This is a genomic window from Clostridium sp. AF19-22AC (assembly GCF_003479085.1).
In the GTDB taxonomy this organism is placed as follows: Bacteria; Bacillota; Clostridia; order Lachnospirales; family Lachnospiraceae; genus Faecalicatena_A; species Faecalicatena_A orotica.
Map to the genome: position 1 here is coordinate 42169 of NZ_QUGN01000019.1, position 14286 is coordinate 56454.

General features: G+C 42.1%; 18 protein-coding genes. 12 read left to right on the plus strand and 6 right to left on the minus strand.

All coding sequences use genetic code 11. The features are described from left to right. Positions 1-74 precede the first annotated feature (74 nt). Both DWX43_RS19035 and DWX43_RS19040 read left to right on the plus strand, forming a co-directional pair. Positions 75-830 (plus strand): hypothetical protein, encoded by a 756-nt coding sequence (locus tag DWX43_RS19035; RefSeq protein ID WP_118621465.1) that lies wholly within the window; start codon positions 75-77, stop codon positions 828-830. Then, positions 827-1357: a signal peptidase I gene (locus DWX43_RS19040; protein WP_118621466.1), complete on the plus strand. Its 531-nt coding sequence runs from the start codon at positions 827-829 to the stop codon at positions 1355-1357. Before DWX43_RS19035 ends, DWX43_RS19040 begins: the two co-directional genes overlap by 4 nt. Before the next feature lie 78 nt (positions 1358-1435). On the opposite strand, the gene DWX43_RS19045 is transcribed toward DWX43_RS19040, so the two are convergent. From DWX43_RS19045 to DWX43_RS19060, 4 genes are all read right to left on the minus strand, one after another. After that, positions 1436-1894 (minus strand): SpoVA/SpoVAEb family sporulation membrane protein, encoded by a 459-nt coding sequence (locus DWX43_RS19045; protein WP_118621467.1) that lies wholly within the window; start codon positions 1892-1894, stop codon positions 1436-1438. 75 nt (positions 1895-1969) lie between these two features. Next, the gene (locus tag DWX43_RS19050; protein ID WP_118621468.1) at positions 1970-2623 is read right to left on the minus strand and encodes an ABC-2 transporter permease; all 654 of its coding nucleotides are present in this window, start codon (positions 2621-2623) and stop codon (positions 1970-1972) included. Then, positions 2620-3480 carry an ABC transporter ATP-binding protein gene (locus tag DWX43_RS19055; RefSeq protein ID WP_118621469.1) on the minus strand — a complete coding sequence of 287 codons (861 nt, stop codon included), beginning with the start codon at positions 3478-3480 and terminating at the stop codon, positions 2620-2622. Before DWX43_RS19055 ends, DWX43_RS19050 begins: the two co-directional genes overlap by 4 nt. Before the next feature lie 3 nt (positions 3481-3483). Next, entirely contained in the window at positions 3484-3858 is a 375-nt protein-coding gene (locus tag DWX43_RS19060) for a GntR family transcriptional regulator (RefSeq protein WP_118621470.1), read from the minus strand. Positions 3859-4104: 246 nt separating this feature from the next. On the opposite strand from DWX43_RS19060, the gene DWX43_RS19065 reads away from it, so the two are divergent. The 4 genes from DWX43_RS19065 to DWX43_RS19080 all read left to right on the plus strand — a co-directional run bounded on the left by DWX43_RS19065 (position 4105) and on the right by DWX43_RS19080 (position 8066). Further along, positions 4105-5115 (plus strand): stage V sporulation protein AD, encoded by a 1011-nt coding sequence (locus DWX43_RS19065; RefSeq protein WP_118621471.1) that lies wholly within the window; start codon positions 4105-4107, stop codon positions 5113-5115. Positions 5116-5219: 104 nt separating this feature from the next. Then, the gene (locus DWX43_RS19070) at positions 5220-5576 is read left to right on the plus strand and encodes a SpoVA/SpoVAEb family sporulation membrane protein (RefSeq protein ID WP_109731152.1); all 357 of its coding nucleotides are present in this window, start codon (positions 5220-5222) and stop codon (positions 5574-5576) included. Positions 5577-5855: 279 nt separating this feature from the next. After that, positions 5856-7496, plus strand: coding sequence for a Na/Pi cotransporter family protein (locus tag DWX43_RS19075; RefSeq protein ID WP_109731151.1), 1641 nt, complete (start codon positions 5856-5858; stop codon positions 7494-7496). A gap of 147 nt (positions 7497-7643) precedes the next feature. Beyond that, positions 7644-8066 (plus strand): DUF2000 domain-containing protein, encoded by a 423-nt coding sequence (locus DWX43_RS19080; RefSeq protein WP_109731150.1) that lies wholly within the window; start codon positions 7644-7646, stop codon positions 8064-8066. A gap of 172 nt (positions 8067-8238) precedes the next feature. Here the strand turns inward: DWX43_RS19080 and DWX43_RS19085 are convergent, their stop codons facing one another. Together DWX43_RS19085 and DWX43_RS19090 are read right to left on the minus strand one after the other, a co-directional pair. Further along, the gene (locus tag DWX43_RS19085; protein WP_118621472.1) at positions 8239-9384 is read right to left on the minus strand and encodes an integrase; all 1146 of its coding nucleotides are present in this window, start codon (positions 9382-9384) and stop codon (positions 8239-8241) included. A 231-nt stretch (positions 9385-9615) separates the two neighbouring features. Beyond that, positions 9616-10260, minus strand: a complete 645-nt coding sequence (locus tag DWX43_RS19090) for a helix-turn-helix transcriptional regulator (RefSeq protein ID WP_118621473.1) — start codon at positions 10258-10260, stop codon at positions 9616-9618. A 161-nt stretch (positions 10261-10421) separates the two neighbouring features. Here DWX43_RS19090 and DWX43_RS19095 point away from each other — a divergent pair, with 161 nt between their 5' ends. The 6 genes from DWX43_RS19095 to DWX43_RS19120 all read left to right on the plus strand — a co-directional run bounded on the left by DWX43_RS19095 (position 10422) and on the right by DWX43_RS19120 (position 14286). After that, the gene (locus tag DWX43_RS19095) at positions 10422-10628 is read left to right on the plus strand and encodes a hypothetical protein (protein ID WP_118621474.1); all 207 of its coding nucleotides are present in this window, start codon (positions 10422-10424) and stop codon (positions 10626-10628) included. Positions 10629-10669: 41 nt separating this feature from the next. After that, on the plus strand, positions 10670-11287 hold the full coding sequence (locus DWX43_RS19100; protein ID WP_118621475.1) for an ORF6N domain-containing protein: 618 nt from the start codon (positions 10670-10672) through the stop codon (positions 11285-11287). A gap of 44 nt (positions 11288-11331) precedes the next feature. Then, on the plus strand, positions 11332-12174 hold the full coding sequence (locus DWX43_RS19105; RefSeq protein WP_118621476.1) for an antA/AntB antirepressor family protein: 843 nt from the start codon (positions 11332-11334) through the stop codon (positions 12172-12174). Between the two features lie 170 nt (positions 12175-12344). Then, on the plus strand, positions 12345-12809 hold the full coding sequence (locus DWX43_RS19110) for a hypothetical protein (protein WP_147356318.1): 465 nt from the start codon (positions 12345-12347) through the stop codon (positions 12807-12809). 272 nt (positions 12810-13081) lie between these two features. Next, positions 13082-13342, plus strand: a complete 261-nt coding sequence (locus DWX43_RS19115; protein WP_118621478.1) for a hypothetical protein — start codon at positions 13082-13084, stop codon at positions 13340-13342. 116 nt (positions 13343-13458) lie between these two features. Next, positions 13459-14286, plus strand: coding sequence for a hypothetical protein (locus tag DWX43_RS19120; protein WP_118621479.1), 828 nt, complete (start codon positions 13459-13461; stop codon positions 14284-14286).

Below are 14286 nucleotides of genomic sequence, written 5' to 3' on the forward strand. Positions count from 1 at the left end.
TTTTTAACGGAAGTGTGGTAAAATTTAGATAGGTATTTCAATACACAAGATAATGTGATTATTAGGAGATTATTATGCAGGAGATAAGTGAGTTTGAGGTAAAAAGCAGTATCATTGGCGGATATAATAAAAAACAGATGGATGCTTACATTCAGGAGCTTCAGGGTATGATTGAGGAGCTCCAGAAGGAAGCGGAGGAAGAACGGATTGAGAAGGAAAAGCTGAACCAGAAGATTGTGAAGGCAGAGAACTGCTATAAGAACCTCTGGGAACGGAGTAAGGGGCAGGATGAGGTGATTAAGGCTCAGGAAAAGACGATCCGCCAGCAGGAGGAGAATATCAGGCGCAGAGAAGCGCAGATTAAGACCCAGGAGGGAACGATCAGAAACTGGGAAGCGCAGGTGAAAGCCCAGAAAGAGACGATCAGCAATTGTGAGGCTCAGATAAAGAATCAGGAAGAGACAATCAATAATTGGGAGGAACAGGTCAGGGTCCAGAAAGAAACGATCAGTAACTGTGAGGCTCAGATTAGAAATCAGGAAGAGACGATCAGCAACTGTGAGGCGCAGATTAGAAATCAGGAAGAGACGATCAGAAACTGGGAAGCACAGATGAAAGTACAGGAAGAAAGTTTAAAAAGCCGGGATGAGCAGATCACTGCACAGGAAGGCATCATGAAACGTCTGGAAAGCAGGATGAATAAGATGCTTCAGGAAGTGGAAGGTCTGAAGGTTCAGGACAGTGGCGAACATGTCAAGAAGATCGAAAAGCTGATTAAGAAGCAGCTCAGAAAAGCCGGCGGAAAGAAAGGCAGTAAGATCAAAGAATGAAAGAGGAACGGTTGGACCCGGTGCCAGAAGAAATTCCATCGCCGGAAGAGTTATTTCATACAGAATCGCAGGATGATTACATTACAGTGCCTGAGAAAAAGAGGAAGCCGGTTCCCCGTTTCAGGGCCGTAAGACGTTTTTCGGCAGGATTTCTGCTGGTTCTTGTTCTTGTTGTTGTAGTTCTGCTGAATCTGGACAAAGTTGGGATCACTTACTATTATATGGAATCAACCAGCATGGAGCATGTGATACCAAAGGGCAGCTTCTTGTTTGTATATAAAACAAAAGCAGAGAATTTGAAAGTGAAGGATATGATTACATTTCATAACAGCGAAGACATTTCAGTCACACATGTCATCGTCGAAGTGGTTCCGGATTATGATGAATATGGTCCGGGATTCAGGACAAAAGGGACGGAGAATGTAGAGTGGGACGAGGATACTGTATCATACGGAGACATATGCGGAAAAGTCGTGTTCCATATTCCCTATATCGGGAAATGGCTTTCTGTGTGGAGAAACAGGTGATAAAAAAGAACAGCTGCAGCCAGATATTTTCCGGTGCAGCTGTTCTCTTGATTTCATAGGGATTAATTGTTTCAAATATCAGAGCAGTTTATAAATCCAGTAAACGAATCCCAGAACCCAGCTCGTAAATATTCCATACAGGATAACAGGTCCGGCGATTGTAAAAATTTTGCATCCGATTCCGAAAACCTGTCCTTCTTTTTTATACTCTATAGCAGGAGAGGCAACCGAATTCGCGAATCCCGTGATAGGAACCAGCGCGCCTGCACCACCCCATTTTGCAATCTTCGGATAGAGATTAATACCGGTCAGAATAACACTAAGCAGGACGAGGAGCATAGAAGTCCAGCCGCTGCATTCATCTTTAGACAGGTTCTGCAGTTCACAGTAATTATAGATAAACTGACCTATCGTACAGATGATTCCCCCGGTAATAAAGGCTTTTGCCATATCCACATAAACATTATGGACAGGGGTCTTCTGCTTCACATACTGTTCATACTGCTTTTCCTGTTTCATCTTTTCAACCTTATCCATAACAAAATCTCCTTTAAATTCGTGATTACGGATAGTATCTGGAAAAGAAGAAAAAATATACCACAGAAAAGTATTTTATAAGGTTTTGTCAAAGCATTTTATGGAAATTATATAACTGGCAAGCAGGATCAGGATATCAAAGCAACAGGCAATTATGAATATCCATGCTGTATTTAATGAAGAAATCTGTGCAAGAATCCCTGTCTTAATACCGGTAAATAGAAAAAGCACATATCCCGCACCCACCGCTATAACTGTAATTAAATATATAATTGCACTGGCGTTGAATCCTGTTGTAAAACTGACGAGCAGGTTAACAGCAGTCATGAAAATCCCGACCAGCCAGCCACCTGCTATGAAAAGAAGATAAGTAACCCAGGAAATCCCACCTTTTATAAAGTGATGGCATACTGCGAACAAAACCATCTCCGCAACATAAAATAACTGGTTAAATAAGGCGGACAGGAATCTTCCTTTCACAAGGTCTTTCTTACTATATGGCAGAAGCCTTGCCGCCCTCATCCCTTTATAATTGGAATCAATCTCCTTCATCGTATTAGGAAGACCTGACATATTGATCGGGGCGAGGAGCAAAAAGAATGTGAGCGCACCGTATGCATTTTTGAAAAATAAGAGGAAGAAGAAAAAGTAAACTGCTTCCATAATATAGGACATCTTGCCCAGCCTTCTAAAGGATATTAATAAATCCCGGTGTATTAATCCTGTCATATGATAACCCCCTTTATATAAAATAACATGATATCTTCGATAGAAGCCCGCTCGATGACCAGATCCTGAAAATGCCTGAGCAGCTCCTGTTTGTGGTGGACCAGAACTTTTACAGAATATTCTTCTTTTATGTATGCACAGTAGTCATCCGGTGAGAGTGCTTCAAAGAAGTCGTTTCTGCACTGAAGGACTCCGTAATTATTTTCTATATCCTCTTTAGACTTGATAAACTGAATATTCCCTTCATGCATAAAAATGATATAATCCGCAATCTTATCAAGGTCACTTGTAATGTGGGTGGATAGGAGGACAGAGTGGTTTTCATCTAGGACAAATTCCTGGAGAAGCTGCAGTATATCATCCCGCATGACCGGGTCAAGTCCTGAAGTTGCCTCATCCAGTATGAGGAATTCTGCATTGTGGGAAAGAGCAACCGCAAAATTCAGTTTTACATTCATTCCTTTTGACAGCTCTTTCACTTTTTTCTTCTGCGGCAGCTTGAAGTTTTCTAGGTACTGGAAGAAAAGCCTGCTGTCCCAGCTGGTGTATATTTTTTTCATGATAGTATCGATATCTTTGCAGTAAAGGTGGGGAATCTGGTTCAGTTCATCCAGAACGACGCCGACACGCTGCTTGATTTTTTTCTCGTCTTCTCTGTAATCCATGTCCAGAATCCGGATGTCTCCACTGTCCGGTGTGATGATATTCAGCATCGCAGAAATGGCGGTTGTCTTGCCGGCGCCGTTTTCGCCGATCAGGCCGCAGATGGAGCCTCGTGGGACCTGAAAAGAAACATCGTCTAGCGTGAAGTCCTTATAAGTCTTTGTCAGATGGCTGACGGTTAGTGTGTTTTCCATGTGTTAGACCTCCTTGTAAAGCAGTGTTAGAATTTGAACGAGCTCTGAAAGGGAAATGCCGCTGCGCCGGGCAATATCAGCAGCTTCTTGTAGCTTTTCCTCGGCATTGCGCAGTTCTTCTTCTCGTATAAAATCTTTGTTCTGCGCCGCAACAAATGTGCCTTTGCCGGCGATAGTTTCTATAAATCCGTCGCGCTGCAAATCTTCATAGGCATGCTGTGCCGTGATTACGCTGATATGAAGGCTTTTGGCGAGGCTTCGCATGGAAGGGAGCGCATCGCCGGTCTTCAGTTCATTGCTCATGATCATGCCTTTGATCTGCGTGGTGATCTGTTCGTAGATTGGTTTGCTGTTGCTATTGCTTAATATAATTTCCAAAATATCACCGCCTTTTGCCTTACGAATATTCTCATATCAATCCCCCCGTTACTGTTCACAGAAACACCTGTATTCAATAACAAGCTACCTGTATTTTTATGGGTGTACTTACTGTATATATACTGTACTTGTTTGATAAGTACAGTATAACAGAAATTAAGTAAATGTCAAGATGAATAGTTTTAAAAAAGCAAGATATACTAAGCATTAAAAGTCTGAAATAATATTATGAAATGAGGGAAAGATATGAATCAGGTAATAGGCAGCCAGAGTATCGGTTTTGGAGAATCTCCCTATCTTATCAGCAGCGGTTCTGTAGTAGGCAGCAAAGAATCAGAAGGTCCGCTCGCGAAACTATTCGATATGGCGAATCATGATGATCTTTTCGGGGCAAAGACCTGGGAAGAGGCGGAGAGTAACATGCAGAAAGAAGCATGCGTTCTGGCGCTTGGAAAGGCACACGTATCACCGGAAAAGGTCCGGTACCTTTTTGGGGGTGACCTGCTACGCCAGGGAATCGCCACTTCTATGGGGGTGGAAGCTCTGCAGATTCCGATGTTTGGCCTGTATGGGGCGTGTTCCACTTCGGGGGAGGCACTGGCACTCAGCGCAATGAGTGTGGCGGCAGGTTATGGGGACTATATGCTGGCAGTAACCTCCAGTCATTTCGGCAGCGCTGAAAAAGAATTCCGCTTTCCACTCGGATATGCGAACCAGCGGCCGCTGTCTGCACACTGGACCGTGACAGGTAGCGGGGCATTCCTTGTAGGGACAGAAAAAAGCCATATCAGGATCAGCGGCGTGACCGTAGGGAAAATAGTGGATTACGGGCTGAAAGATTCCCAGAATATGGGGGCATGCATGGCACCCGCCGCAGCCGACACCATCATACAGAACTTCAAAGACTTCGGCCGCACGGCAGAGGACTATAACCGCATAGTAACCGGCGATCTCGGATACGTAGGGCAGGACATCCTCTTTGACCTGATGCAGGGAAAAGGCTACGATATCAGAACAAAACATATAGACTGCGGAATGACCATATACGACCAGAAAGAGCAGGACACCCACGCCGGGGGCAGCGGATGCGGATGCGCTGCCGTCACACTGGCCGCCTATATCCTGCCCAAAATCAAAAAAGGCGAGTGGAAACGCATCTTATTCGTGCCCACAGGCGCACTCATGTCGACCGTAAGCTTCAACGAAGGCGCAAGCGTGCCGGGGATTGCACACGCAATCGTGTTAGAACACTGCTGATAAACAGCAAAAGGGTACACCACTAAAGTCAAAAAGGTACACCACTTACGTTAATTAGGGACGTAGTAAACCTGAGAAATATTACGTCCTCAAAGGAGGGTTTTATGGACTATTTGAATGCATTCTGGATAGGAGGTCTTATCTGTGCTGCCGTGCAGATTCTCTTAGACCGTACGAAGCTGATGCCGGGGAGGATTATGGTTCTTCTTGTCTGTACTGGCGCGGTGCTGGGTTTTTGTAATATTTATGAGCCGTTTCAGAAGTTTGCTGGTGCGGGGGCGAGTGTGCCTCTGCTCGGTTTTGGAAATGTGTTATGGCAGGGCGTAAAAGAAGCTGTTGACGCCAACGGATTCCTGGGGATTTTTATGGGGGGATTTACGGCGAGTGCGGTTGGGATTTCGGCAGCGCTGATATTTGGTTATCTTGCATCTTTCATTTTTGAACCCAGGATGAAAAAATAAAAAGGAAAAGTGGATTACTTGGCTGTTCAGGACAGGGGATGTGGATAATTTCGTTGTTCTGAACAGTTTCCTGTGTATAGAATAAGTAAAATATGAGCAAAAATTATGTTGTTTTTTGTAAATGTAAATGTTATCGTAATAGTACGGGATTTTTATCCTGAAAGCAGAGAGTAAGCTCTTTCCTGATGGAGTGAGAGCGGGCAGCAGGTATGGGAGGCGGCAGATTACCTAAGAAGCCTCGGGATACCTGAATCAGCTGTATATTATAGGAGGAGGCGTATGAATTACGTAAGCATTATTATCCCTTTTGTCGGGGGTCTTGGTATGTTCATATACGGCATGCAGATCATGGCCCAGGGGCTGGAGAATGCGGCCGGCAGCAAGATGAAGACATTATTGGAGGCACTGACGAAGAATAAGTTTTTTGGTGTTCTGCTCGGTGCTTTTATTACGGCAGTTATCCAGAGTTCTTCCGCGACAACGGTCATGGTGGTTGGTTTTGTTAATGCGGGGATTATGAACCTGACTCAGGCGATGGGCGTTATCATGGGGGCCAATATTGGTACAACGGTTACCGGATGGCTCGTTTCCAGTGTGGAGTGGGCGAAGTTCTTAAGCCCGGGTAATCTTGCCCCGATCGCGATTATGCTCGGTGTGATTGTCATGCTGACAGGGACAAGGCGTTCTACAAAAGACGTTTCCAGCATTATCATTGGGTTCGGTCTTTTGTTTGTAGGTATCACGACTATGTCATCAGCGGTATCACCGCTTCAGGATTCAGAAGGATTCCGCAATATTTTTGTGACCCTGGGACATAATCCGTTCCTTGGCATCATAGCCGGAGCCGTGGTTACAGCGGTTATCCAGAGTTCTTCAGCCTCGGTAGGTATCCTGCAGAGTCTTGCCGCGGCGGGACTGGTTCCGTTCAATGCGGCAGTGTACATCATTATGGGACAGAATATCGGTACCTGTGTGACCGCGATCATGTCCAGTATTGGGGCGAAGAAGACTGCAAAGACAGCTGCAGTTATGCACCTTTTATTTAACATTATCGGTACCGTCCTGTTTAGTATTGTGGCAATCGTATTTTTCAAGGTCATCTATCCAAATGCGGGCGGCGGGGTCATTACGCAGACAGAGATCAGTACGGTGCATACGATCTTCAACATTGGAACAACAGTTCTTCTCTTCCCGGTATCTGACCTGATCATCAAACTGGCCAAGAAGCTGGAGAAGGAAGATGAAAGAGAAGTGGATGAAAGCAAAGTACTTCTGGACGACAGAATGCTGGAAACCCCTGGTATCGCACTGCAGTCAACGGTCAGTGAAGTAGTCCGCATGGGTAATATCGTAAGGGCTACCCTTGATAAATCTAAGAGAGTCATGTTTACGAAAGACTATCAGGAGATTCTTGATATCAAAGAAGAAGAAAGCACTGTTGACAGACTGTGCAGCGGTATTACAGATTATGTGATCAAGATCAGTTCACTGTCTATCAACGAAAAGGAGCATCAGCATGTGGCAAGCCTCCTGCAGATTATCTCGGACATAGAGCGTATCAGTGATTACTGTGAAAATATTTCCGAGTTTGCGGAGACACTCCAGATCAGAAAGGCGGAATTTTCAGAGACGGGAACTGCCGAGATGCGGGAAATGATCGATGTCTGTACAGACAGCTACATCTATGCAATAGAAGCATTCGCAGAGAATAGTAAAGAAAAGGCAATGAAAGTTATTGAGAAGGAAAGCCAGGCAGATGATCTGGAAATCAGACTTCGTGCAGAACACATGAAGAGGCTGGCAAGCAACCAGTGCAACACAGATGCCGGTATCGTATATCTTGATGCTCTGGTTTGTCTGGAACGTATCTCTGACCATTCACGTAACATTGCAGAAGAAGTCCTGACTGTTGCAGTCTAAGAAAATTGAAGATATCATACAAGATTTTCATTCATAACGGATGATAAAATAAATCGCGTGAAAGCCGAATAAGCTTGATCGCGATTTTTTGTTGTTTTGGAAGCAAAGTGTCAAGGCAAATATGAAAGAATAGGAGAGGTATAAGTTATGAATTTTGAAGGAAAAAAATGTGTCATGGTGATTGATGAGGAACTGCCGCTGGGGATTATCACAAATACGGCTGCAATTATGGGGATTACCCTTGGGAAAATGATACCGGAGTATGTCGGCCCGGATGTGAAAGACCAGACGGGGCACGAGCATTTGGGGATCATTGCGCTGCCGGTTCCGATACTGAAAAGTACGGCAGATGGAATCAGGAAGATCAGAGAACGCCTCTTCGAACCCGAATTCGAAGAACTGACCGTTGTAGATTTTTCTGACGTAGCACAGAGCTGCAATGTGTACGATGAATTTATCGAAAAAATCGGGCAGGTACCGGAAGAAACGCTGAAATATTTCGGTGTGGCAATCTGCGGGGCCAAAAAGAAAGTGAACAAACTGACGGGAAGCATGCCGCTTTTACGGTAACGAAAAAGATATTCCGGTATTTAACACAGATTTAAAAAAAACAATATTTTGTGTAGCATTGTAAAATCAGGGGTAACCGCTACAATCCCTGATTTTACGCCTTTTTTTGAGTGTTTTTCGGTACTTGTTGGAACTAGAAAAAATCAGTTCAAATTGAATGGTTAGTAACACGTTAGTAACAAATCTCTATCTTCTCGATTTCCTTCCTGAGGTCATCAACAGTTCGATGTCCATAGACCTCATTTGTAATATCGTTCCCGAAGCTATGACCCATCATTCGCTTTCGATCATTCTCAGATACCTTGTATTCTTCACACAGCTTCGAAAATGTATGTCGGCAGTCATGCGGCGTGTGCTTTTCTATCCCTAAAGCCACCAGAGCCTCATACATGGATTGCCTGAATGTATTCACTGAAATGTTCAAGAGTTCTCCGTCTCGTCTTAAACGGCGTTTTACGAGGTCATATATACCAGAATGAATAGGCACAATTCTCTCGCGGCTATATTTATTTTTTACTCCACCCTGAAAGTATTTTTCCTTTAGGTTTGTTTCCATTGTTTTATATGCCGCAATCCTATATCCCGAATAGCACATGATCAGAACCATCTCGATGATCTCATTATCTTTGTTATCCCAGAGTACTTTCAATTCCGCATCAGAGAAAGGAACACCGTGTTCGTCATCTTCCTCTTTATTTATCCGCACATACTTAGCATAATTTTTTTCTACAATGTTATTGGCTTCTGCATACAGGTACAATTGTCTGATAAGTACTACTATAAGTTCGATAGAGGAGCGTTTCAATTTACAGCTATCTACCACATCCTGCAGATCCTTTTGAGTAAGCTGTGATAATGGCTGATTATGAAGGACAGCGCAATTCTTATATGCAGCACACATACTTCTTTCCATGCTTTCTTTTTTGCCTTTGTGCCCGTAATCCTGTTTGAATTTGTCCTTGTAATATTCCTCAAAAACTGTAGAAAAGGTTTTAAGTGACTTTGCCGCTTTTTTGCTCTGGCTGTGTTGTGACAAAATCTCTTGTACCTGTTTATCGAGATCATTCGGATCAGAAGGCAGTTCCGCCTCTCTCCCGGGGAAATATTCGCCGTTTTTGTACCATGTCAATACAGTAAAGCCTTTATACCAGTTGTCAACATAACAGAGTGCTGGCGGGGTTTTGGGGACCCCATCAAGCGTAAATTCTTTTGTGGGCGGGTGCACGGCGTAAGGATTTCGCCGGCCGGAACCGAGGTATTTAATGCTGCCGTATCCATTTGGTAGTTTGGGGTATTTTTTTCTTTTCTTTCTTGCCATATTGTATCACTCCTTTTATAAAATGGCAGAAAAATAGCGTAGTTGACTAAACCACGCTTGGAATGGTACAATATTCTTGCTTGGGGAATATTGTCACCATTCGTGGTTGATGGTTTCTTCGGTCCCGCTCGGTATTGGCGTACCGGGCGGTTTTTAATATAACGTCAGTTATTTGTTCATGCCTACAGCGTTCGTTTCCTCATTCATACATTATGGAATGTTCAATGTTTTTTACTGTGAATCAATATCTGAAATATTTTCTGTTTCAAGCAATAAAGCAACATCCTTTTCAAAATTTTTATACGCTTCTATTGATTTTCGGGAACGCTCTGTAAGACTTACATATTTTTTTGTCAGAGCGTTAGCATCATCAAGCGTAACCCCTTGATTTATTATGTCGTACCTAAAATAGTTCATCGCATCAATATCAGAATTATTTGTTACAGAGGTAATCAATGAAGGCAAAATATTTATGAGAATATTCGAAACCTCAAATAGAAGACGCTCCTCTACAATAAAAGATTGCTTATCTTTTATAAGCTCGTAGGAAGGTTCAGTACACCCATCTGGATCATCTTGATGTTCGATAATTTTATCATAGTAGGCGGCCAAAAGACTGAATAAACCGTCTGAACTATGCTCCATTTTTCTAGATTTAATGGCTGCGTCTTCATCTTCCCATCCCATAAGGTATCCAGATGTAGTATCTAAGGCATGCGCAAATTCAATCACTTTACTTTGCGCTATATCATTTGTACCATTTTCTATCTTTGCTATAGTGGTTTTGCTTTTATAGCCAAGTTTTAATGCAAGTTCTTCTTGGGTCATTCCAAGCTTTTCGCGTTTTTCGCGTATCTTTTTACCGATTTCCGCCATTATCTTTAACCTCCTGCTTGTGTCTATATTGACTATAACATTGAAGAGATTTAAAATCAATATTTTTTGCAAAAAAATGAAGAAATAGTTGACTTTAAATCATCAATATGATATCTTCGATTTAGATGATTTAAAATCAATTCAGAGAGGAGGCGAAAAAATTGACAAACTCAAAGTTACTGAGGGATTTGATTAATGAAAAAGGATACAAATTAAAATATGTTGCTGAATATCTAGGGCTATCAAATTACGGACTTACCCTGAAGATAAGCAACAAATGTGAATTTAAAACGAGCGAAGTGTCAGCATTGTGTGAACTGCTTGATATTAAATCCCTTGAAAAGAAAGAAGAAATTTTTTTTAGTTAAAAAGATGATTGTAAATCAACAAACAGCGAAAGGAGAAACTGATGAAAGAGATAGTAGTAGTAAATGGTAAAAACCTAACCATCATTGAATGGAGAGGACAGAGAGTGATTACAACCGCACAGTTAGCTGATGTATATGAGACAGATGTTAATAATGTACAAAATAATTTTTCTAACAATCAAAAAAGGTTTAAAGAGAAACTGCATTATTATTATTTGACTGGGAATGAACTGAAAACGTTTAAGAACCAAGTCAATGATATTGACTTGGTTGCAAAAAATACATCACAGCTTTATCTGTGGACAGAACGTGGAGCCAGTAGGCATTGCAAAATTTTGGACACAGATATGTCTTGGAAACAATTTGACGTGTTAGAAGCTAATTATTTCAACCCACAACCATCGCACACAATTACATATCAATATCCTGTAAATCCAGCAGCATTGGATAGTGCTACAAATGCAGGACGGTTACTGGAGCGGGTTATGAAAAGTCAGGGAGTGCCGCCACATCAGATTGCAGAAGTAATACGCAGTGTGTTTCAACAGGCGGGCATCGAACTGCCTGACTTTGTAGTGAAGGTTCCAGCTTATGAGCAGATGACGCTGGATGTTTACATCAGTAGCATAGAGGGTGCTAAAGCGTACCTTGAAAACTGAATAGCAACAATAAACATGCGCGATAGAGCGGGAAGGAGAAAGGTATGAACGAATTAATTAAGGACACATCCCATCGAACCCCGATAGAAATTGCATTAGGAATCGATGAAAAAGGGATGACCACAGCAAAGAAGTTATATGAATTTTTGGAGCTTAATGCAGGAAATTATGCGAGATGGTGCAAAAGCAATATTACAGACAATCCCTTTGCAGAAGAAGGAAAAGATTATTACTCTTCATCTGTGAAGAGTGAAGGAAAAGGTAATTATGCGGAAGATTTTAAACTTACTGCGGCATTCGCAAAGAAACTATCCATGACCCAAAAGAATCAGAAGGGAGAAGAAGCCAGAGACTATTTTACCCGTGTGGAAGATGGAGCAAAGGAGATGGTGCTTCAGATGCAGGAAATGTCTCCACAGCTACAGTTTATGATAAACGTAGAAATGGAACAGAAGCGTCAAAGTAAAGAGCAGGAGCGACAAAGTAAAGAGCAGGAGCGGCAGGCGAAAGAGTTGGAGGATGTCAAAGAAAATCAAAAAGTAATCACACAGGCTTTAGTAAATCCAATAGAAAAAAGTTTCCGCGAGTGGGTTAATTACAGCCTGTCAGCAATAGCAGAGAGTGAAGGGTTTCAATACTTAGGAAATATGCAGGATAGGCACCGCGCTGTAAGAAAAGAAAGTTATGAACGGCTCAATCGAAAACGGCCATGTCGGTTGGATCAGCGACTTGATCGGGCGATAGGAGAAGCGGCAAAGGCAGGAGCTACGAAAACCCAAATTAAAAACATAACCAAGTTATCAATTATCGAAGGTGATAAAGATTTAAAGCCGGTTTATGAAGCTGTTATCCGTGAGATGTTAGTGGTCTATAAAGTTAATTTTTGAAGGGAAAGAGATATCACATGAATAAGCAGGTGGAAGACAGAGTACTCAGTAAGGGTACCCTAAAATTTTCGGGGCCCCCGGGGTTAAGCAGCAAAGAGTTTATGGACAGACACAGGGAAATTATGGATATGTGCGAGGTAGCACAGAAAACAGAAGGAGGAAATGGTGAAATGAAAAATGAAATTAATAGTGGTGAAAGAAAAGAGAATTACGAACGTGGATTTCAGCATGGTTATAAGGTTCATTGTGGACAAGATTTAAGAGATTTGATTGGATTAATGGTTACAGGTATTACTTCGGACGAAAACGATATGAATGTAGTTATGTATTTCGAGGATGAAGATAATGAAATCAGGGTGTATTTGGATAACATGTGCTTAGATGGTGAAAGCATAAGTATGGTAGATAATATCGGAGGAAGTTGTGAATACCTGCTTCGCCCTGTTACGGAAGCTGATCTGAAAGAGATTTCAAGCATGACAAGCTATTATGATAGTGAGATTGTGAATGAAAAGGATGAAATAGTTGGCGTGGATCATATTTACTGCAATGATATTAGTCTGGAGGAGACAGATCATTTTAAGATCAAGAAGCTGTATGTTTTCCATGATGGGCAGATTATGACGGATAAATAATGTTAACAAATTGTTCATAATTAGATTTTTGATTAACTAAATTGACGTTTAGTGGAAAAAACGTGGCACATCTATTTTCTCAGGAAGTTAGGAATGGAGATTTATTTACATGTGGCACAGTGTGGCACGCCACATAACTAAATCGAAATTTAGTTAAAGAAAACGCCGTAGAACCGCGGTTTCACGGAATTTACAGGATTCCTAGAAGGTGATATGATGCCGGAAACAGAGATGATTTAGCAATGTTATTTTAGTGGAAAGGAGGATGAGAAGTGGAAGGAAAAGAATGTAAGAATTTAGAGAAGGAGACAGTGAGCATCTGTACCGCAGCTAAATTATTAGGATGCAATCAGCAAAGTGTAAGAGAACGTATCCGCGCAGGTATTTGGAACTTCGGAGAAGTGATCCCTAAGAAGAAAACTGGTAGAAAGACAGATAGTTTTGTTATTTACCGCAGAAAGCTTTATAAACATTTGGGAATAGAAGGAGATCAACATGGTTCGGATAACGAAATTGAAACAAAAAAGGAGTAAATACCGCCCGCCAAAGCAATGTATTTACTCACCCATGAAACCTGTCAACAACAGGAATCCTATCTTCATTATATGGGATTCCGGCCATTTTTACAAGGCGTAGGAAGGAAATTTGTATGAAGAATGAAATAAAAGTATTTGAGAATCAGGAGTTAGGAATCAAGGTTAGGATTATAGAGAATGAAGATGAAAGCATCTCAATTAATGCGGAAGATACAGCCATAGGATTTGGATGGACACAGACGCAAAACAAAGGAGGCAAACAGTATACTTCTGTCAGATGGGAAACTTTGAATGGTTATTGTAGTGATTTAGGTTTCCCCAACAAACTGGGGAAAGGTGATTACATACCAGAACCACTGTTTTATCGGCTCGGCATGAAGGCCAGCAATGCAACCGCTGATGCATATCAGAATTGGCTTGCATTCGATGTAATCCCATCTATAAGGAAGACAGGATTTTATGAAATGCCAAAGATGGATTCACCTAAAAGAGAAAAACTGTCCTCGGCAAACATGATGGCGAAGAACATTAAAGATACATTGATGGCAGCGGGCGTTGAACCGATATACATAGCCGCGGAGGTATCTAGAATTTATACAGATTTAGGCTTTCCAGTAAATGCACATCTTCCAGTAGCAGCTCCAATCTTATGGGACTGCACGGGAATGGCTAAGCAATTAGGAGTAATGTCTAAAGGGGGCCGGCCACATGATAAGGCAATCAGTGCCATTATTCAGAAACTTGATATATCGGAAGACGAAATCGTGAGGACAGCATACAGCCGGAATGGACATGATGGTGTAACAGTGCAGTATACAGACAGTGTCTTTCAGAAGGTGAAGAAATGGTTGGAAGACCATAACTATCCACCGGAGATTACGCTTCTGTTAGCCAATGGGAATATCAATACTTGTAAGGTGATTTATCAGGAGGTGTGCTGA